The organism is Hafnia alvei (genome assembly GCF_964063325.1).
GTDB lineage: Bacteria > Pseudomonadota > Gammaproteobacteria > Enterobacterales > Enterobacteriaceae > Hafnia > Hafnia alvei_B.
The window spans coordinates 3,079,800-3,101,699 of sequence record NZ_OZ061315.1; the positions used below are offsets into that span (position 1 = coordinate 3,079,800).

Sequence of the window (21,900 nt, forward strand, 5' to 3'; positions counted from 1 at the left end):
TGTTATTCTTCCAAAAATTTAAAGGATCAGGCCTGACGTGGCTTCTGACGACGTTCGGCAATAAAAGCAATCAGGAATACGGCGCCAATCAGGTCAAAGAAGCCCATGGCGATAAAGAGCGGGTTGTAGCCGATTTTGTCGGCGGTCACGCCAATCAGCAGTGAGAACAAGAAACTGGCGATCCACGCAAAGGAACCACGCATCCCGTTCACGGTGGCCATTTGGCCTTTATCGAATGATTCAACCACCAAGGCGCTCAACATGCAGGAAATGACCTGATGACCAAAGCCGCCAACGGAAATCAACGCAATGGTGATGTAGGGGTCTTTGGTGATAGCCACCAGCGCCAGTGAGATCATCAGGAACGCACCGGTTACCGAGCTGGCTACGATAGAGTTGACGCGAGAGGTGCCAAAGACTTTGGCGTAAATCCGCGTGAGGTATCCGCTGGCTACGCTGCCTAAATCTGCTGCCAAGAACGGTAGCCAAGCAAACATCGCAATCTGTTTAAGATCCATGCCACGTTCGTTAGCTAAATAGAGCGGAACCCAAAAACTCAGCACGGCCCATGCCGGTTCAGCCATAAAGGCTGGAATGGCGATACCATAGAAGCGTTTATTTTTAGATACCGTGGCTAATGCTTTGAGGAACGGTAACTTAACCGACGCAGGTTCATTATCCTGCTTGATATATTCCAGCTCAGATTTGCTTAAATTCGGGTGTTGTTCTGGATTGTGGTAGAACAGCCACCACAGCACCACCCACAGCATGGCCAGAACGCCAGAGAACATAAATGCGCCCTGCCAGCCAAATGAAACATGGGCAACCACGATAATCGGCGGCGCCAGCATTGCGCCAATCGAGAACCCGACGCCAGCCCAGCCCGCCGCAATTGGGCGCTCTTTTTTCGGGAACCATTCACCGATAGTTTTGGCATTGGCTGGCGTTGCCGCGGCTTCCGCGCCGCCCATAAAGAAGCGCAGAATCGCGAGCTGCATCCAACTGCCGGCTCCCGCATGGAGCATACACATTAACGCCCAAATCCCCGCGCAAATCAGAAATCCAATCTTCAGGCCGATCACGTCGATAAGCCAGCCGCACAGCGGTTGAAACACGGTATAGGCAATCTGAAAGGCACCCACAATCCACGAATACTGTTCGGTGGTCATCCCTAGGCTGGTTTTCAGCTCTGGTGCCAAAATCCCTAGCGAGTTACGCGTGATGTAGTTGACCGTCACCCCCAGCAGGAACAGCGCTAACATCCACCAGCGTAGATTCTTAATCTTGCGTTTTTCCTTTACAGCCACAGCCGGTTGATTCATATCAAGACTCATGGTGATCCCCTGGTCGCAGTAGCAATATGCCGTCGGCCGAACACATCGTTGGTATAGAGCTTTTTGAAATGTGTCTTACCAATAAGAATATCGCTATTTATGACTATATATTTGATTTTTAATTTAATTATCCATTTTTGTGACCAAGATAACGCTTGTAATTGGTCGACCAATTGAGAGTAAAGAAGTTAAAAACGTGGGGATACGCACTTTTTTGCAAAGATTTTCATGCGACTCTTGGAATTCACTGTTTTCGGTCAAAAACTCCCGTTGTGTGGCGATTATTGGCTTATGAAAATTTTGTCATTTTCGAATTTGAACGAGATCACAAAATGAACGGAAAGCTAAAAATCCGCGAAATCGCCGCCCAAACGGGGCTTTCTATCAGCACGGTCTCGCGCGTTCTATCAGGGAAATCGAATACCAGTGAAGCGGCTAAACGGCGTGTTTTAGCCTCGGCGCGCCAGCAGGGGGTCTTAGATGAGATCTCGACGGGGAGAATGCTGCTTAACGGACTGGTGGTGTTTGCGCCCCAGCGTGCATTTGACGTGCGGTCTGACATCTTTTACTACAAGGTGATCCAAGGAATTGCTCAAGCGTTGGAACCTCACGAGGTCCGACTGCGCTATTGTTGTTTGGAGGAGAATGACAGTGATGTCGCCCTCTTCCTGCAAAAAATGAACGAGCCCGCTACCGAAGCCGCCATGCTGATTGGCATTGACGATCCCTATATTCACTCTCTCGCCGCAGACTTAGGCAAACCGTGTATTCTTATCAACTGTCGCGATCGCAAAATGCGTCTGCCCGGTATTGCGCCCGACCATCAAACCATCGGCGAGTTTTCTGCAAACTACCTCTTTGAGCAAGGCCATCGACATGTTTTGCATTTGCTTTGCCTGCGCCGCTATACCATGGAGCTGCGCTTAGCCGGTATTCGTGAAGCCTATCAAGCACATAATCTTCCGTTTAATAGCGACGATGCCCTACTCACCGCGCCAAGTTTTGGTGCCGCAGATGCAGAACTCGCCGTTGCTCAGTTTCTTGAGCATTGTCCTGCCGAACATCGTCCAACCGCCATCCTCGCCGGAGGAGACTATATGGCGGTCGGCGCCGTCAATGCCCTATTAAAAGCAGGATTGCGCGTACCTCAGGATATTTCGGTGATGAGCATGGACGGATTCAATCTGGCTGCTATCCACGATATCCCGCTCACTTCGGTTCACGTACCTAGAGACGAATTAGGCGAGGAAGCGGTGCGCATGCTCCAACGGCGACTCATGCAGCCAAACACACCGATTGGCAACTTATTGTTGAACGGAACGCTGGTGGCACGAGACTCGGTCCGACGCATCCGAACCAGCCAAAATCAGGCATTGGTGCAAAAAGACGGGGTTTATGGTTAAAGCGCCCCGTTCTGCCTTGAGTTTATTCACTATTATTTTAGGCATCCCCTTAAATATGAAGGGTATGCTAATAAAGCCTGTGGCAAACTGTGCTCACTTCCATCCGCTGCTTAGCAGCCAATACGAGAGAAAATTCCGCGATGAAATGGCTTTGCTCGCTCAGTCTGGTCGCAGGACTGATTGCAACTACTCTGTCTCCTGTTCACGCAGAGACAACCCAACCCGTTCACCCAATGGTGAAACCGCAATCCACACAGGCGCGTGATGCTTTCGTAACCGATCTGCTAAGCAAAATGACGCTGGATGAAAAAATAGGCCAAATGCGTCTTATCAGCGTGGGGCCAGACAATCCTAAAGAAGCCATTCGCGAGATGATCAAACAGGGTCAGGTCGGGGCTATTTTTAACACCGTAACTCGCCAAGATATTCGTAAAATGCAGGATCAGGCCATGCAGCTCAGCCGCCTGAAAATCCCTCTGTTCTTCGCCTATGACGTAGTTCACGGCCAGCGTACCGTTTTCCCTATCAGCCTCGGTTTAGCATCGAGTTGGGATCGCGATGCAGTCACCACCGTTGGCCGTATTTCAGCCTATGAAGCCAGCGAAGATGGGCTAAACATGACGTGGGCACCGATGGTCGATATCACCCGCGATCCGCGCTGGGGGCGCACATCAGAGGGCTTCGGTGAAGACACCTATCTGACCTCTGAAATGGGCCGTTTAATGGTTGAAGCCATGCAGGGTAACAACCCAGCAGATCGTCATTCGGTCATGACCAGCGTGAAACACTTCGCCGCGTATGGCGCAGTGGAAGGCGGACGCGATTACAACAGCGTGGACATGAGCCCGCAGCGTTTGTTCCAAGACTACATGCCACCGTACAAAGCCGCGCTAGACGCAGGCAGCGGCGGCGTTATGGTGTCACTCAATTCGATTAACGGCACACCGGCAACGTCCAACAGTTGGCTATTAAAAGACGTGCTGCGCGATGAATGGAATTTTAAAGGCATCACCATCAGCGATCACGGCGCGATCAAAGAACTGATTAAGCACGGCGTTGCTAGCGATCCTGAGGATGCCGTGCGCGTGGCGGTGAAATCCGGCATCGACATGAGCATGAGCGATGAGTACTACAGCAAGTACTTACCCGGCTTGGTCAAAAGCGGACGCGTGAGCGAAAAAGAAGTCGACGACGCCGCGCGTCATGTTCTGAACGTGAAATATGATATGGGTCTATTTAACGATGCTTACAGCCACTTAGGGCCTGTCGGTTCAGATCCGGTCGATACCAACGCGGAAAGCCGCTTGCATCGTCCAGAAGCACGCAGCGTGGCACGTGAAAGCATGGTGCTGCTGAAAAACCGTCTGGATACCCTACCGTTGAAAAAATCAGGCACTATTGCACTGATTGGCCCTCTGGCCGACAGCAAGCGTGATGTGATGGGCAGTTGGTCTGCAGCGGGAGTGATTGATCAGTCGATAACCGTTTTACAAGGTCTGCGCAATGCGGTGGGCAGCAACGCACAGGTTTTATATGCCAAAGGTGCCAACGTATCGAACGATCCGGGGATCACTGATTTTCTGAATCTGTATGAAAAAGCGGTGAGCGTTGATACCCGATCGCCGCAGGCTATGATTGATGAGGCGGTAGCTACGGCTAAAAAATCAGATGTTATCGTCGCCGTCGTGGGTGAAGCTCAAGGTATGGCGCACGAAGCATCGAGCCGCAGCGATATCACCATTCCGCCAAGCCAACGCGATCTGATCGCCGCACTGAAGCAAACGGGCAAACCTTTGGTACTGGTGCTGATGAATGGCCGCCCACTGGCGCTTGAGAAAGAAGATCAGCAGGCCGATGCCATTTTAGAAAGTTGGTTCTCAGGCACCGAAGGCGGTAACGCCATCGCTGACGTGCTGTTTGGTGACTACAACCCATCAGGCAAACTGCCCATGTCCTTCCCACGCTCGGTTGGTCAGATCCCGATTTACTACAGCCACTTAAATACGGGCCGCCCGTATAATCCTGAGAAACCAGAGAAATATACCTCTCATTATTATGATGCCGCCAACGGCCCGCTTTATCCGTTTGGCTATGGTCTGAGCTACACCACTTTCAGCGTGTCCGATGTGAAAATGTCGAGCCCGGTGATGAAGCGTGACGGCAGCTTAACCGCCAGCGTAACGGTAAAAAACACCGGCAAACGTGACGGTGCCACCGTGGTTCAGCTCTATCTACAAGATAAAACAGCGTCGATGAGTCGCCCTGTTAAAGAGCTAAAAGGCTTTGAAAAAGTAACGCTAAAATCTGGCGAACAGAAAACCATCAGCTTCAAAATTGATGCCGAACAGCTGAAGTTTTGGAATGCATCGATGAAATATGTGTCAGAGCCGGGCAAATTTAACGTGTTCATCGGCCTCGATTCACAGCGTGTGAATAAAGGTGAGTTTGAGTTACTTTAAACATTCTGGTTAATTCCTCTTTAAGCCTCCTTCTTTCAGGGGGAGGCTTAACTCTCCTCTCCGCAAATGAATTTCTTTTATATAGCCTGATATTAATACCGCAATAAAATATATTTATTGAAATTTACTGACATTACCCGATGTAAGTTAACCTTTATAAACTGGCATTATTTCATCTGCGGTTCATACTGGTATTCAATGAGTACATCGTAAACAAAGGTGGAATGTCATGCCTAACAAAATTATCACGTGGATTATTATGTTTGGTTTTAGCCTATCGCTGGCGCTATTAGCCAGTATGCTGGGAGAGGCTAACATATGGGCCATTCTGAGCATTTTTACCGTTACGTACTTTATCTGTGACGTTATTTATACAGTCACTGAGTAATTTCTTATTTTCAGTGACCAGACTACATAAATAAGCATGCATATCAGTATGCCTAGCGACAGTCCCCTTTATCATAGACCATGCTAATCTGTTCCGTATCTAGAATAAATAAATACTCGGCTTTGATATCAGTTGCAGAAAATATAGGTAAGGAGCAGACTCGCTTAAATGCAGATAAGCCATAACTGTAAAGTTTGACTCGGGTGAAACTCTCTTTGTTGATATTCATAACGTATTCATAAGTAATGGTACTATCATCACGGTACACATTTCTTAATGTAACATCACTGTTTATTTTTACAGGGTATCTATTTTCACTTTTATTTTTTGCAATATACTTATCAAATTCAATCAGTGTATTCTGAGCAGCCTTCTTAGCCAAGAACTCACATGTAATAAACGTACCGCAATATAATGAAAATGATAATAATACACAGAGCGCAGTAGTAATCTTCAGTTGTTTAACTGTCGTATTTTTCCTTTTTTTCCATTGATGAAACGCTATCGTACCTGCAACGCCGTAAGAAAATAAACAAACCAAGACTATTAATAAAATATTAATAGAATAGCGATTATAAAAAGGAAGTGTTTGTAGCATGATAGCTTGATTTAATAAAAAATAAATCAATATAAGTATAACGCACGCCCTGCTACGTTTATACCCACCATAGGTTAATAAAACAACAATGGTTTCATGCGGTAAAAAACGCCAGGTAAATCCTTTTGACATTATACCAATAATCACAAATATAGTTGTAATAGCAAAATAACACATGCTTGCCCACCAACCACATTTGGTTGCTCGACTGATATATTGGGGTACCTGTTGTGTAAAATCACTCTTTTTAATTCTCATTGAGTCGGCTGTTGTTATACTTATTTGCATATCCTTGTTATCACTACTCATCTCACATCCTTATGAATCTATGCTTTGCATTATTGCATTCAGGAAAATTATTATCATGAATAGACAATGATATATCACTACCAAAAAATTTTGCTCTTTAGATAGTGATATATTTAATTAAGCACTGATAACATTAGTGTGAGGTAATATAAAGCTCTTTGCTATATACATAATCCTGTGGGTTATGCGCAGGAAAACCACCGACGTAAGGCTTCAATAGTTTAATCAGCGGCTGATAGTAAATTGGAATAATCGGCGCTTGTTGATTGATTCGCACTTCAGCCTGTGAATATAAAACATTGCGCATCACGGGATCGGACACGCTCTCTGCCTGCTTCAATAGCCGGTCATATTCAGCATCTTTCCAATGCCCAACGTTTTCCACACTCACTGACTGTAGCGTATTTAAAAATGTGGAAGGCTCATTGTAGGTTGCATCCCAAGACTGCCGTGACAACATAAAATCCCCTGCCCGACGCGCGTCTAAATAGGTCTTCCATTCCATATTGCGTAGCGTTACCTGCGCTCCTAGCCACTTCTTCCATTGTGACGAAAGTGCTATCGCAGTTTTTTCGTGCAGGTCATATTTGTTGTAAAACAGCTCAAATTTTAACGGATGCTGTTCGTCGTAGCCCGCCTGATGCAGCAACCCTTTGGCTAAAACAACGCGCTGAGCTAATGGTGCATTTAATTCATCAAGTACCGGAGATTTAAAATCAGCGACCTGAGGCGGGGTTAGCGTGCTGGCAGGCTCACGCAGTCCTAATACTTTATGAGCGATCAGATCGCGATCCACCGTGAGATATAAAGCACGCCGCACGCGAACGTCATCAAATGGCGGTCGCGTAATATTAAAATTATAATATTCGGTGTTTAAACGCGGAATAATATGTAATTCATCCGGCATCTTTTGCTGAATATCTTTAATCTGATCGGCGGGTACCCAGGTTAAATCTAAATCACCGGCACGATAGCGGTTATAACCAGAAACCGCGTTGTCGACCACTAAATACTCAACCTGCTTTAATACCGTTTCTGAACGATTCCAATATTGAGGATTTTGTTTGGCGACAATTTTTTCATTCACTATACGTTTAGCCAATACAAAGGCGCCGTTAGACACGATGTGTTCAGGCTGAGTCCAACGCTCTCCCCATTGCGCCACCACCGCACGTGGAACCGGAAACGTTGTGGGCCACGCTAACATCGAAATAAACCACGGCGTCGGTTGTTCTAGCTGTACGCGTAGGGTGCGCGCATCCAGCGCTTGAACGCCCAGCGTCTGCGGTTTCATTTTCCCACTCACAATTTGAGCCGCATTAACCACGTGCCCAGCGGCAAAATAATTAGCAAATGGGCTCGCAGTAGCGGGATCAACCGCACGCTGCCACGCAAAGACAAAATCATCGGCGGTCAATGCCGAACCATCTGACCAACGGAGATTTTTTCGCAACGTAAAGTCGATCTGCCTGCCGTCTGCGCTCACTTTCCAGCTTTCGGCCTGCGCGGGTTGCACCTTGCCATCACCATCCAACCACACCAGCCCTTCAAACAGGTCGAGAGCTATCTGCGCGGCGGTATTTTCTTCAATTTTTTGTGGGTCGAGCGTGGCGGGTTCAGCATGGTTGTTGTAACGGAAAATTTGTTGGGGATCGAGCGACGTCCCTGCGGGGATTTGAGCAGCATGTAACGGTGCCACGCTTATCAGGCTGACCAGCCATAATGGCGACAATTTTTTCATGATATTCCCTTTTCAGCACATGAGTTCGTATACCTTACGCTCGCCTATTGCTGATTGCTGTGTGGGAACTCGCGGAAAATGCTTTTTTGGCCTTGTGTCTCAACGCTGTGGATAAAAAAATCCAGCCATATTTCTTGGCTGGATTTCACTTACTCATTCAGTTAGCTAGGGATTCTTTTTTAGGCGTCAAACGGATCCCAAGACGGCGCAGCTGTCGTTTAAGCATTAACACCACCACTATCGATAAGCAGATGTTCGATAAAGGCATCGCCAACCACACGCCGTCCAGACCGAATATCCATGGGAAAAACCCGAGGAATGGAAACAAGATCAGCATGTTGCTCAGCGTGATAAACGTTGCGTAGCGGGCATGGCCTAATGCTTGGAAGAACGTTGCGGCGAGCACGATAAAGCCATCTAAGTACATCACAAACAGATGCAGACGCAGGCCGTGAATGGTTGCCACGTGCAGCGCGCTGTCACCGGAAATAAAGATGCTGGTAAACAGCGATGGGAGAATCAGTATCGCGACCGCTAACGCAATGCCGCCGCCGACTGCAGTCATCAAACCTAATTTTAAGACCTGACGAACCTTATCCGGCTGGCGTGCGCCGTAATAGTAACTCACCAGCGGCTGCATTCCCCCGCACACACCTTCGGCGAGCAGGTAATAGAAACCAATCAGGTAACTGGCAATCCCATAGGCGGCCACTTCTATTGGCCCACCGTGCTTCATGAAAAGCAGGTTATGCATCATCACCACCACGCTGAGATAAAGGTACATCAGCATGCTGGAAAAACCGGTGGTTAGAGATTCCACACTAAGGCGCAGGTTAAAAGCAATGTGCTCGCGCCGTGGCCGTAATTTGTTGTAGCGGCTGAAAACAAATCCGGTGCAAATAATCACCGCCACGCTTTCACTGATTATCGTTCCTATCGCCGCGCCTTTTAATCCCCAGCCCAAGCGAATGATGAACACATAATCCATCAGCACATTCAGCAGCGCTCCTGTCAGCATGGCAATAGTCGCTAATCTTGGCGCGCCTAAGTTGCGCACCAACAGCGGCATAGCGATACTGCCGAGGACAATCGGCCCCGAAATACCAATAATAGTTAAGTAATCAATACCATAGTTTTCAATAACGCCGGATGCGTCTTGCAAACGCATAAACATCGGGGCGAAATAAACGATGCACAGCCCCACGCTGATACCCATAGCGATCAACAGCCAGAATACCTGCATTAAAATGCGCCGCGCCTTATCAATTTTTTCTTCGCCCTGCGCCAATGAACAGCGCGCGCCGCTGCCCATGCCGATCATCATCCCCACCGCAAGCAAAACGCCCGACAGCGGCCAGGCCATATTAATGGCAGAAAGACCTTCAGCGCCCATCGCATGACCGATAAAGGCACCATCAACAATTTGATACAAGCCGCTGATCAGCAGTGCGGCAATGGCCGGAATACTGTAGTGCCAGAATGTACGGGTAATACTTTGCTGCAACATAACTTTTCCCAGATCTCTTTCTATCTATTTCTCATCGCTATTCAGCCGGTTTTTAAACTGCCGCAGGCTTTGTGGAGCAAACGCTCAAACTGCTGTTGTTCTTCTGGCGTCAACGAGGCCGCCATTTGCTGAGTGGTTTGTGCATAAATATCCATCTCTTCCTTTTCTAGCGCAGCTCCCTTCTCGGTGGCCTGTAACAACGTTGCACGACCATCCTCAGGACAGGAAATACGTTGAATATAGCCGCGTTTTTCCAATTTGCTCACCATCGCGCTGGCAGAGGCTTTGCTGACTTTCATACATTCAGCCAGTTCCGTGAGCCGCATCCCCTGCGAGTGCTCAAGTAACACATAGAGGTAGTCAAACTCACTGTTCGTTAGCTCCATACTTCCGCTTTGACGCGAAACTTCGCGCCAGCAAAACCAGAGGTGCCACTGAAGTTTTTTTAGATCGTTAATCATTCGAGAGCTCAGTTCGGAAGGAGTGAAACTAATTTAGTTAGGCTAACATACTAAATTTCATGCGGCAATAAGAGCGGCTGTTGTCGTTTGTGCTCTTCAACGAAAAACGGCCTGAAATCTCAGGCCGTTAATATCTGTTTATCATGCATTAAGGATGTTTTAACTCAGGGGCATCGAAAGCATATGCATAGATCATATCAAACTGTGGCGCATTCCAATTAGAGTCAATCACGGTATACGTGATATAGCCTTCATTCAGCAGATTAACGTCCGTTTTACCTGCTGTTGGCGTTAACGCATCGAGGTTAATAACCTGTTTAGCCGAGCCATCTTGCTGCATTTCATAGCTAAACATCGGCTTAGCATGCAGGTCGTTAAGCACAAATTTTCTTCCCAGAATTTTATTCTTTGGCAAGGCTGGATAGTTTACGTTTACACCGGTGCCATAAGGCAATACGGTTTCACCCGACGTCCAGTTTTCGTTCAACGCGTCTACCATATTAACAACGTAATCAACGGCATCAGGCCAATAAAGCTTAGTACTTGGGAATCCTGCTTTGGCTTCATCTTCACTCATAAGCATACCAATACTGGCGGCAATTGTTGGGTAACCATAGCGAATTGCAAGCGCCGCTGCGGAAACCGTGCCTGAATTCTGCAAATTCCCACCGTTATTTTGCCCGTAGTTAACGCCGGAAATCACCAGATCGGGAGGGGTGTCCTTCAGTACACCCAGCAACCCAAAATCAAGCGAATCTGACGGTGTCCCAGGGAAACCATATTGTTTATCGCCGACTTTTTTTACATCAAAAGTTTGGTTTGGGTTGATCGTCATCGCCGATCCCTTACCACTTTGATCGGTAGCAGGTGCCGTCATCCACACATCGTAACCTTTAGCCGCTAGTTTGCTTTGCAACGAGGTTATCCCCGCAGACTGGTAGCCATCGTCGTTGACCAACAAAATGCGCATTGGACGAGCAGCTACCTGAGCTGCAGATAACGTAGAGGACAATGCTAATGCGGTAAGTTCTGTGGTTTTCATGGTGATATCCTTAAATTGATTGGAAAATATCCCCTCTTACGTTAATGAGATAGCTGAGGGGGTATTCTGTATATCACCGAGTTTTTTTCTAACGAGGTTTAATAACTATATTTAATTTTTTCATTTATCTTTAATTATTTTTTCTCATTATTAAATCATTACTAATAATATTAAATTTTAAAATAGTATTTTTATACAACACACCTTTGTCGGTCATGCCAACAAAGGTGTGAATGGAAGCGTCTCGGTGCGTTAACATTAGGCTATCGCGAGCACTTTATCTTTTCAGACTTTCCCCTTTGCTGGCAATCACCTCAGAATACCAATAGAAGCTATCTTTGCGCCTGCGGGTAAGCGTTCCTTCACCGTGATCGTCTCGATCGACGTAAATAAATCCGTAGCGTTTTGACATTTCGGCCTTCGACGCGCTGACAATATCAATCGGGCCCCAACTGGTATACCCCATCACCTCAACGCCATCGTCGATAGCTTCCGCGACCTGAACCAGATGATCGTTAAGATAGCTAATTCGGTAATCATCATGAATCGCGCCATCTGCGGAAATTTTATCTTTCGCGCCCAGTCCATTCTCAACAATAAACAGGGGTTTTTGATATCTATCCCACAGCATATTCAACAAAATCCGCAGGCCAGTCGGATCTATTTGCCAGCCCCACTCTGAACTTGGTAAATGTGGATTCGGCACCATATCCAAAATATTACCGCGGGATTTACGATTTAATTCTTCATCCGCAGTGACACATCCCGTCATGTAATAGCTGAAAGAAATAAAATCGATAGTCGTTTTTAACGCCAGACGATCCTCAGGGGTGATTTCAAGCGTAATATTATTTTCACGGAAATAACGCAGCATATAGCCGGGATATTCCCCACGGCATTGTACGTCGCCAAAGAATAACCAAGTCCGGTTTTGCTGGAGCGTTTCCCATACGTCCTGCGGCTGGCACGATAGTGGATACATTAAACCGCCCAGTAACATATTACCTATCTTGGCATCGGGGATAATCTCATGACAGGCTTTCACCGCTTTAGCACTGGCCACTAATTGATGATGGATAGCCTGATATATTTCTGCTTTGCTGCTGCCGGCGGGTAACCCAACGCCGGTTAAAGGCGCATGCAGCGACATATTGATCTCATTAAACGTGAGCCAATATTTAACCTTGTGCTGATAGCGCTGGAATACGGTACGCGCATAATGCTCAAAAAAGCCAATTGTTTTCCTGTTTCCCCAGCCGCCATGCTTTTTAACTAATTCCCACGGCATTTCATAATGAGAAAGTGTCACTACCGGTTGAATACCGTATTTAGCCATTTCGTCAAACAAACTGTCATAAAAGGCTAAACCCGCTTCATTAGGCTGATCCTCATCGCCATGTGGGAAAATACGCGTCCAAGCAATAGAAGTTCGTAAACATTTGAATCCCATTTCTGCAAATAGCGCGATGTCTTGTGGGTATTGGTGATAAAAATCAATTGCGACGTCTTTGATACCAAAGTCACCCTCACGACGCTCCATCACATCACCAAAAATACCCTGTGGCTGAACGTCTGAGGTTGATAAGCCTTTGCCTCCCTCACGATACGCGCCCTCAACCTGATTAGCGGCTACCGCGCCTCCCCAAAGAAAATCCTGCGGAAAAAGTTTCATCGGTTATTCCTTATGTTCACGGCTCACCACCAGCAGTGGTTCGCCTTCTTGGGTTAATGTGTGCGCCATGCACTGCACATCCAGAAATTCGTCGCTATTACTGATAATTATCGGCGTCGTTAAATCGTAACCGGCGGCAATGATTGCCTGCCGATCGAACTCGATAAGCAAATCACCGGCCTGAACTTTGTCACCTGCTTTTACATGTGCGGTAAAATGCAGCCCGTCCAGCTTCACGGTATCAATGCCAATGTGGATCAGCAGCTCAATCCCCTGCTCGCTGAGGATGCCAATGGCATGTTTAGTTTGGAATAGGGACGCTATTTCCCCCGCAAAAGGCGCTACCACGCGCCCAAGCTCAGGCACAATCGCCGCGCCGCGCCCGAGCAAACCACTGGCAAAAGTACTATCACTCACGTTTTCTAGCGCCAGTACCGTGCCAGTCATCGGCGACAGCACGGTATTTTCATCGACAGTCCAGCGCTTAGCGCCAGACTTTACTTCCGGCTTCGCCTGCTCTTTAGGTAGGCCGAAAAAAACGGTGCCCACCGCGGCGATAATCAACGCCAGTAATGACCCTGTAATGGCGCCCCATACGCTCAGATCCACGCCTGCGGGAGGAATAATTTGAGCAAAAGTAAAGACGCTCACTAAGCCAAAGGAGTAGGAGGCCGTTTGGCTATAGCCAACTATCGCGCCGCCAATGGCTCCGGCCACACAGCCAAAAATAAACGGACGTCGACGCGGAAGCGTTACGCCATATACCGCAGGCTCAGTGATGCCAAAAATCCCCGCAGTGGCAGCAGAACCGGCCATCACTTTCAGCTTGGCGTCCCGAGTGCGCAGGAAAACACCTAACGCCGCACCGACTTGGCCTAAGACTGCGGGTAGCAACAACGGTGACAAGGTGTCATGCCCAAGCACGCTAAAGTTGTTAATCATCAAGGGGATGAGTCCCCAGTGCAGTCCAAAAATCACGCAGACCTGCCAAATCCCCCCCATCACTGCGCCCGCGAGCCAAGGTGCGAACACATAAATCGCTTGATACCCCATGGCCAGCATTTGACTTAGCCACGTTGCTACGGGGCCAATCAGCAAGAACGTTAATGGAACCGTGATCGCCAAACACAACAACGGCGTGAGAAAGTTTTTCACCGCGGAAGGCATGTGGGCATTCAGGCGTTTTTCTAATTGGCAGCTGACCCACGCAGCAAAAATGATGGGAATAACCGACGAACTGTAGTTGATAAAGGTAATAGGAATGCCGAGGAAATAAGCGTCAGAACTACCGGCGAGTGAAGCATTAAACCCCTGCATCATCAGCGGATGCGTTAATGCGCCACCAATGGCCATGGTTAAAAACGGACTGCCACCAAATTTTTTCCCAGCGGTATATCCCAGAACCAGCGGGAAGAAATAGAACAGAGCATCACTGGCAGCAAACCAGATTTGGTAGGTTCCTCCCATGACGGATAGCCAGCCACAGGCCGCGGCTAGCGCCAATAATCCCTTTAAAATACCGGAAGCAGCCATCACGCCTAAAAAGGGGGTAAAAATGCCGGATACAACATCAATAAAGCGACCAAGTAGCCCCGACTTTTCACCACCGTCAGCGCTTGGCGCATCGTCACTGAGCTCCGCGGTTTTTCTTACTGCGTGATACACATCCCCCACGTGGTTACCGATCACCACCTGAAACTGCCCACCGCTTTCCACCACCATAATGATGCCAGAATGCTCTTTTAGTTTTTCAGCCTGTGCTTTACCGCTATCTTTCAATTTAAAGCGTAGCCGCGTGGCGCAATGCACTAGGCTGGCGATATTCTCTTTACCGCCAACACCCGCCACAATATCTGCCGCTAATGTTTGATGATTCATTCCCTCTCCCTCTACGCCTGCCACCGTCTACAGCTGCAGAAATCTGATATAAAAAAACCTGACCCTTCGCCTAAATAAATCAGGAGAAGCGATCAGGTTTTGCCCGCCGAAGCAGTAACAATCCTTTAGTTCATGCCAACATCTGGCACGATGAGATTTTTAACGCGTTGTCGCGCTTGGACACTCTTTGCGAACTCTTTCTATATGAATAGACAAGAACATAATCTCTTCATTACTCAGATCGCGTTGATACTGTGCCTTTAAATGCCGACCAATTTTTTCAGCACAACGCCATGCCAGCGGGTAGTTATCCTTTACCGCCGAGTGCAGCGTTATATCGTCATCAGGCACCACCTTTCTTCCTAGCATGCGCTGAGCAAAAAACTTAAGGTGCGTGACAAAGCGCTGATAGCTTAAGGTTTCTTCGTCGTATTCCAGCGAAAGTTGGTATTTCACAATATGCAGGATTTCTTGCATCACCTGCGTAATATGCATGACCTCAGGCATTTCGCTATTGAGCTGGGCATTAACCAGATGCAGGGCAATAAATCCTGCTTCATCATCCAATAATCGCACCCCTAAGCGGCGATCAATCAGCTCAATGGCCTCCTGTCCGATGGCATATTCTTTCGGATACAGACGCCGCGTCTCCCACAGTAAAACGTTGCGAATGGCCAACCCCTTCTGCTGCCGCTCAATCGCAAAATGGCAATGATCGGTCAGAGAGATATACAGGCTATCTTGTAGTTTACCGAGCCGCGCTTTTGCCGCGTTAATAATCAGATCGCAGGTGGTCATCACCTCGAGTGGAATATGGCTCAAAAGCTCGCTCAAGCGCGTGATGAGTTCATCACTTTGCAGCGCAAACACTTTCTCAATTTTAGCCTCGTCCACCGCATCACCGGAACGTTTCTGAAATGCCAAGCCGCGTCCCATCACCACCTGCTCACGCTGATGTTCATCAACCACGACCACCACATTGTTATTCAGTATTTTGGCGATTTTCACGGACTAACCTTTTTAGACTCCAGAAACAAAAAAACCTGACCGCTGACAAATGTCAGTTGATCAGGTTTTGCCTGCTTACGCAGTAACAATCCATTGATGACTCTATCAGTTTTAAACTTTGCCTCAACGGGCATATGGCTAAAACGTGATAGCGATCGCCCGCAAACTGACGTTTTAGCTAAGGATGTTGCAGTTCAGGTTTATTTAGCAATTGCTGATATTCAGACTCTAACTGCGGCGCATTCCAGTCACCGTCAATGACGGTATAGGTGATATAGCCCTTGTTAAGCCAGCCGGTATCGGTATCCGCCTGCGAGGGCGTTAATACGTCTTTGTTCATAATTTGCTGTGCTTTACCATCCGGTAACAGCTGGTAGTGATGTTGTGCTTTGGGATGCTGCTCATTAATGACGTATTTCACACCGGCTATTTTATCTTTTGCTAAAGGCGGATAGTTGATGCTTAAGCCTGAACCTTTCGGCAATAGAGACTGTCCAGGCTGCCAACTTTTCCCTAGTTCATCGACAACTTGAACCACATAATCTACCGCCTGCGGCCAATAAAGCTTGGTGCTCGGCCAACCCGCTTTCATTTCTTTTTCAGTCAATACATAGCCGATACTGGCGGCTATGGCAGGATAACCATAGCGAACGGCGCGCGCTGCGGCAGATACCGTGCCGGAATTCAACTGAGCAACGCCAGTATTTGGACCATCGTTCACCCCAGAGATAACAAGATCGGGCGGCGTGTCTTGCATAACCCCCAGCACAGCAAAATCAAGCGAATCAGCAGGCGTTCCAGGGAAGCAGTACTGTTTATCGCTTATTTTTTTTACATCGAAAATCTTGTTCGGTTTAAACGTAATCGCAGAACCGATGCCGCTTTGATTGGTCGCTGGCGCAACCAGCCATACGTCATAACCTTTTGCGGCTAGCTTCGTTTGTAACGACGTGGTGCCATAGGATTCACAGCCATCGTCGTTAACGATCAAAATGCGCATAGGGCGATCGGCAGCCTGTGCTACCAGCGCGGTAGAAGCTAATAAAGCAGCGGTAATCAGTTGTTTTTTCATCGTGTTATTCCTAATCAGTGAAACCATTAAAACAAACCAAATTTGTACTCAACGCGAACCGCAGCCCCTACACCTTTCGCACGGTGGAAACTATCACCATCATCGGTTATTGATGGGTTACTTTTGCTATCGAGTTTCCATGTGTAGGCAGGGCCAAAGCCCGCAAAAATATTGAGGCCAGCGATACGCTGTGGGGACCATGAGAAGAACCCGCCATACTCCCACTCTTTTAACGAAACCCCTTTATACTCAATACCATAACCATAGTTTCCATATAACCCCACCAACAGTTCGGGTGAAACCTGATACTGGCTATAGACATAAAGCATCTGCTCGCCATCGTTAACGTAGTCATTCCCCTCGCCGTCGGCTGGGCTATTGAACGTGCCACGGGTGTTTTTCCCCATATGCCAATAGAAATAACCCAGTCCATCTTTTAAATGTGCCTTTGTTTTTGACCAGCCAACGCCGAATTCCGCAGCCGCTTTTTGATAACCAATAAGGCCAAAATAGTGCTCGGCATCATGTTCAAAGGCTTTAGTTCCTTCCCATTCACTCAGGCCACGGTTGTAATACACCACGCCGCGCGTCAGAAAGCGGGAGTCTTCGGAGAGCGGCCAAAACCAACTTCCTTCAATGCCTTGTCGCAGCAAATAATCTTTACTATCACCGGCCAAATAGGTGAAACCTTTGCCCTTTTCTGGCTTCCAGCTAATATCACCCGATGCGATATAGTCGATTTTCTTATCGCTTTTCAGCGTGTAAAAATGACGTTTTTCCGGCTCATCACGCTCTGAAAAACGATTCACTAACGCCGCTTTTATTTGCACCTGATCAAAGCCAATCTCAGTGCTGAGGCCTTCCCAAGTACTGGGGACTGCACGGCTGGTATTAGTGGTAATGGTCCCGAATTTATTCAATTTTCGCCAGCCGCCATACACATTCATAAAACGTTTTTGTTCGCCAAACTTCGCCTTAGCAAAAAGCTGGCCGACCTTATTAAAACCTTCAGCATGCCCATTGTTATCACGCAGCAAATCACGGCCGTAGAAATCCTTATTGGCGTACAGTTTGCTCACGCCATACCACGAAGCATCAAATCCCACGGTGTCTTGATACCAGCCACTGCTGTAATCTAAATGTATCGCCTGCGCCCAAGCGTTTTGGTCGCCAACATCGAAATCTGCACGCTGGTCTGTGGTGTTTAACATCCATATATTTCTCAACGTGAGATCTAAATGGCTATCCTCAAACAATCCGCCGCTTGAAATATCCATCGCATTGGCATGAGTAAAAATCCCAGTGGTTATTAAAAGTAACGTTATTTTTATATTGCTGTGTCTCATCTTATATTTCCTGCCTTTCCTTGAATAAATTCGGCACTGATTTTTAGACAAAAGATCCCCGAGAGCAGAATAAGCAGCTCAAAATAGAACCTGATGAATTAATGCTAAATAATGAGAATGTGATAAGCCCTGTTTAATATCCTTTATTAAAACCAACAAAATAGAGGCAAAAAAAAACCTAAGCTTCCGTTTGCTGGCTAATGCCATACATTCAGAAGCTTAGGTTTTGCCTGCTACTCAGTAACAACCCTAAACATTTTTCTAGCTGAAAAACACGTTACCACGGTACTTTTCGAAACTAAACCCTTTCAGCAGTAAATAAGACTATTTTGTGATACGGCTAACAAACCTTTTAATGTATTTTCTAATTTATCATCCGCTCATTTAGCACTAATCAACAAATTATCACTCTACTAATTCAGTGAAACTATTCTTTAATACCGTATATGCAAAAAGCCCTATTAGCGTTAACTAATAGGGCTTTAAATGACTATGACCTTATCGATTCAATTAAAGAATCGGCTGTGCCATCTGCACCAGAGAAATCAGCGGCTGAGGGAAGATACCCAGCAGAACCACTAAGATCCCTGAAATCAGCACCACAACGCCACCGGCAGTCAGTGCCCAGTTATTTGGCGTATCACGCACCAGCGTTTCAGGTGCATGTAGGTACATACTCACGGCAACGCGCAGGTAGTAGTACAAACCAATCGCACTACCCACCACAACCGCACCGGTCAACCACCACAGATGAGCCTGAACACCCACGGTAACGATATAGAATTTACCGATGAAGCCCAGCGTCATTGGGATGCCTGCCAGAGACAGCATAGACACCGTCATCACCGCAGACAGAATTGGCTTATGCCAGAACAGACCACGATAGGAGAACAGGGATTCTGCGTCAGGACCGCTGTATGGGCTAGACATCAGGCTAACCACACCGAAGGAGGCAAGGCTTGCAAACAGATAGCCAGCCAGATACACGCCAACGGCTTCAGCAGAAATCTGCTGACTCTGCACCGCAATCAGTGCCACCAGCAGATAACCTAAATGAGACACCGAAGAGTAACCCAGCAGACGCTTGATGTTGCTCTGCGTGATCGCCATCAGGTTACCAAACAGGATGGAGCAGAATGCGATGATGCCCAGAACCAAACGTACCGTTTCGCTGTTGGTGACCGGCGCATACATAAACAGACGCATCAGCACCGCAAAGATGGCAATCTTGCTGGCGGTGGCCAAGAAGGTTGAAACCGGTGCAGGAGCGCCTTGGTACACGTCTGGCGTCCACAGCTGGAACGGAACCAGTGAAAGCTTGAAGCCAAAGCCAACCAGCATCATGCCCAAACCCGCTAACAGCAGTGGTTCATGCAGCATGCTATCGCTCATGCTTTTGCCGAGGCCGGCAAACGACAGGTCGCCAGACTCAGCATACAGCAGCGCCATACCGAACAGCAGGAACGATGACGCCGCCGCTGACAGAATGGTGTACTTGATAGCGGCTTCCAGCGAACGTTTCTGACGATAGGCATAGCCAATCAGGCCAAACAGCGGCAGTGAAATCAGTTCGATACCGATGAACAACGCAGCCAGATGGTTAGCGCAAGCCAGTACGATACCGCCCAGCGTTGCGATCAGAACCAGCAGATAGAACTCATCGCGGTTATCTGGATAGCCTTGCAGCCATGGATAGGCAAACGTGCTGGTCGCAAGACTCGACAGCAACACCAAGCCGATATACAGCATGGAGAAACTATCAACGCGAAACAGCGGCGTTACGTTTAACGAGCCATCCGTTGCAGAAAGAAGCTGCCCCACAAAATAGAGCGAAAGCAGCGCCAGGTTCAAACCGATCACTGTCACCGTTGCGTTGACGAAGTGGTTGCGTCGCCACGCAATGCACAGCATCACAACCACCACCGTCAATCCGACGATCAACAGCGGTAACAGTGCGATCAGATGTTGAGGAGTTATTGTCATGGCGAATTACGGCCTTGTTGTTAAAGTTGAAGCAGAGCTAAACCAGTGTTGCACGTTCGTCATTGCGGCACTGGACGTATCCAGAATCGGCTGAGGATAAACTCCCAGCGCAACCAGCAGAACCACCAGCAGCAGAATAATCGACAGCTCACGCGTGCTCATGCCCGGCAGCGGCTTGTCAGATTTTGGTGCACCGTAATAAGCGCGCTGCATCATGATTAACGAATAAACAGAGGCAAATACCAGACCGAAGGTAGAGATAATCGTGATAACCGGCACCACTTGGAAGCTGCCGAACAGGATCATGAACTCACCAACGAAGTTACCGGTACCCGGCATACCTAAGGTGGCAACGGCAAAGAACAGCGACAGCGCAGGCAGGTATTTAATCCGGCCCCACAAACCGCCCATCTGACGCATATCACGCGTATGCAGACGCTCGTAAAGCTGACCGCAGATGATGAACATACCGGCAGCAGACAGACCGTGTGCAATCATCTGAATAACCGCGCCCTGATAGGCCAGTTGGCTACCGGAGTAAATCGCGATCAACACGAAGCCCATGTGGGAAACGGAGGTATAAGCAATCAGACGCTTAATATCAGTCTGAGCAAACGCCATCCATGCACCGTAGAAGATACCGATAACGCCTAACCACATCGCGATAGGCGCAAACTCATGGGATGCTTCAGGGAACAGCGGCAGGCTGAAACGCAGCAGACCATAGGCTGCGGTTTTCAGCAAAATCCCGGCTAAGTCAACGGAACCTGCGGTCGGTGCCTGACTGTGTGCATCAGGTAACCAGCCATGCAATGGAACCACCGGCATCTTCACGGCGAATGCAATAAAGAAGCCCAACATCAGCAGATACTGAACGTTGTGGCTCATTGGCGTGTTCAGCAATTCTTCATAGTTAAATGTCCACACGCCGGTAGCGTTGAAGTGAACAAACACCAGACCCAGAATCGCAATCAGCATAATCAAGCCGCTGGACTGGGTGTAGATGAAGAACTTGGTTGCAGCGCTGATACGGGTTTTGCCGTCTGATGCTTTATGACCCCAAAGAGCGATCAAGAAGTACATCGGCACCAGCATCATTTCCCAGAAGAAGAAGAACAGGAACAGGTCGATGGCTAAGAACACACCGATTACGCCCCCCAGAATCCATAACAGATTCAGGTGGAAGAAGCCCTGATACTTCTGGATCTCGTTCCAAGAACAGAGGATCGCCAGAACGCCCAGCAAGCCGGTCAACACCACCATCAGCAGTGATAAACCATCCAGTGCTAGGTGGAATTCAATCCCGAAACGTGGGATCCACGGCACGGAGAACTCTGACTGCCACTGCGGAAGACCCGTCGCCTGTGTCAGAGAATAGCCGCCCTGCAACCACAGTTGCACAGACAACACTAACGTCAGACCCATTGCTATCAGTGCTATCCAGCGTGGAGCTTTGGTGCCGAAGCGCTCGCTCTGCCAGCTTAAAAAGCCACCGATGAACGGGATAAGAATTAGCCAAGGTAATAACATGGCGCTTTGTGTCCCTTAAAATTGAATGAGGTTTCATGCAATGGAGAACCCTAAACAGTTCTCCATAAGCTATACCCTATAGATTTCAAGAGGCAGGAAGGCGGCAAGTGAACGAGTCCCTAGGAGCTTACTAAAGTAAGTAACTAGGGTGAGCGAACACAGCCAACAC

16 protein-coding genes are annotated in these 21,900 nt (G+C 48.0%); 3 read left to right on the forward strand and 13 right to left on the reverse strand.

What is annotated here, in order from left to right; all coding sequences use genetic code 11:
- Positions 1-26: 26 nt before the first annotated feature.
- The gene (locus tag AB3Y96_RS14650) at positions 27-1,334 is read right to left on the reverse strand and encodes an MFS transporter (RefSeq protein WP_072309862.1); all 1,308 of its coding nucleotides are present in this window, start codon (positions 1,332-1,334) and stop codon (positions 27-29) included.
- A gap of 332 nt (positions 1,335-1,666) precedes the next feature.
- Here AB3Y96_RS14650 and AB3Y96_RS14655 point away from each other — a divergent pair, with 332 nt between their 5' ends.
- The 3 genes from AB3Y96_RS14655 to AB3Y96_RS14665 all read left to right on the forward strand — a co-directional run bounded on the left by AB3Y96_RS14655 (position 1,667) and on the right by AB3Y96_RS14665 (position 5,584).
- A complete protein-coding gene (locus AB3Y96_RS14655) occupies positions 1,667-2,737 on the forward strand; it encodes a LacI family DNA-binding transcriptional regulator (RefSeq protein ID WP_367299549.1) in 1,071 nt (356 codons plus the stop codon).
- A 140-nt stretch (positions 2,738-2,877) separates the two neighbouring features.
- Positions 2,878-5,196 (forward strand): beta-glucosidase BglX, encoded by a 2,319-nt coding sequence (gene bglX / locus AB3Y96_RS14660; RefSeq protein ID WP_367299550.1) that lies wholly within the window; start codon positions 2,878-2,880, stop codon positions 5,194-5,196.
- A gap of 229 nt (positions 5,197-5,425) precedes the next feature.
- Entirely contained in the window at positions 5,426-5,584 is a 159-nt protein-coding gene (locus AB3Y96_RS14665; RefSeq protein ID WP_367299551.1) for a hypothetical protein, read from the forward strand.
- A 52-nt stretch (positions 5,585-5,636) separates the two neighbouring features.
- Here AB3Y96_RS14665 and AB3Y96_RS14670 read toward each other — a convergent pair whose 3' ends face one another.
- From AB3Y96_RS14670 to nuoM, 12 genes are all read right to left on the reverse strand, one after another.
- Positions 5,637-6,491 (reverse strand): hypothetical protein, encoded by an 855-nt coding sequence (locus AB3Y96_RS14670; protein WP_367299552.1) that lies wholly within the window; start codon positions 6,489-6,491, stop codon positions 5,637-5,639.
- A gap of 133 nt (positions 6,492-6,624) precedes the next feature.
- The gene (locus AB3Y96_RS14675; protein WP_367299553.1) at positions 6,625-8,232 is read right to left on the reverse strand and encodes an ABC transporter substrate-binding protein; all 1,608 of its coding nucleotides are present in this window, start codon (positions 8,230-8,232) and stop codon (positions 6,625-6,627) included.
- Positions 8,233-8,389: 157 nt separating this feature from the next.
- A complete protein-coding gene (locus tag AB3Y96_RS14680) occupies positions 8,390-9,739 on the reverse strand; it encodes an MATE family efflux transporter (RefSeq protein WP_367299554.1) in 1,350 nt (449 codons plus the stop codon).
- 41 nt (positions 9,740-9,780) lie between these two features.
- Entirely contained in the window at positions 9,781-10,200 is a 420-nt protein-coding gene (locus tag AB3Y96_RS14685) for a MarR family winged helix-turn-helix transcriptional regulator (RefSeq protein WP_072309858.1), read from the reverse strand.
- 148 nt (positions 10,201-10,348) lie between these two features.
- On the reverse strand, positions 10,349-11,242 hold the full coding sequence (gene surE / locus AB3Y96_RS14690; RefSeq protein ID WP_367299555.1) for a 5'/3'-nucleotidase SurE: 894 nt from the start codon (positions 11,240-11,242) through the stop codon (positions 10,349-10,351).
- A 277-nt stretch (positions 11,243-11,519) separates the two neighbouring features.
- A complete protein-coding gene (locus AB3Y96_RS14695) occupies positions 11,520-12,914 on the reverse strand; it encodes a glycoside hydrolase family 1 protein (RefSeq protein WP_367299556.1) in 1,395 nt (464 codons plus the stop codon).
- 3 nt (positions 12,915-12,917) lie between these two features.
- Positions 12,918-14,792, reverse strand: a complete 1,875-nt coding sequence (bglF, locus tag AB3Y96_RS14700) for a PTS beta-glucoside transporter subunit IIABC (RefSeq protein ID WP_367299557.1) — start codon at positions 14,790-14,792, stop codon at positions 12,918-12,920.
- A 159-nt stretch (positions 14,793-14,951) separates the two neighbouring features.
- A complete protein-coding gene (gene licT / locus AB3Y96_RS14705) occupies positions 14,952-15,800 on the reverse strand; it encodes a BglG family transcription antiterminator LicT (RefSeq protein ID WP_367299558.1) in 849 nt (282 codons plus the stop codon).
- Between the two features lie 178 nt (positions 15,801-15,978).
- Positions 15,979-16,872 carry a 5'/3'-nucleotidase SurE gene (surE, locus tag AB3Y96_RS14710; protein WP_367299559.1) on the reverse strand — a complete coding sequence of 298 codons (894 nt, stop codon included), beginning with the start codon at positions 16,870-16,872 and terminating at the stop codon, positions 15,979-15,981.
- A gap of 26 nt (positions 16,873-16,898) precedes the next feature.
- Complete coding sequence (locus AB3Y96_RS14715; RefSeq protein WP_367299560.1) at positions 16,899-18,218, reverse strand: OprD family outer membrane porin; 1,320 nt, start codon at positions 18,216-18,218, stop codon at positions 16,899-16,901.
- 510 nt (positions 18,219-18,728) lie between these two features.
- Entirely contained in the window at positions 18,729-20,201 is a 1,473-nt protein-coding gene (nuoN, locus tag AB3Y96_RS14720; protein WP_025797909.1) for an NADH-quinone oxidoreductase subunit NuoN, read from the reverse strand.
- 6 nt (positions 20,202-20,207) lie between these two features.
- The gene (gene nuoM / locus AB3Y96_RS14725; protein ID WP_025797907.1) at positions 20,208-21,731 is read right to left on the reverse strand and encodes an NADH-quinone oxidoreductase subunit M; all 1,524 of its coding nucleotides are present in this window, start codon (positions 21,729-21,731) and stop codon (positions 20,208-20,210) included.
- Positions 21,732-21,900: the final 169 nt, after the last annotated feature.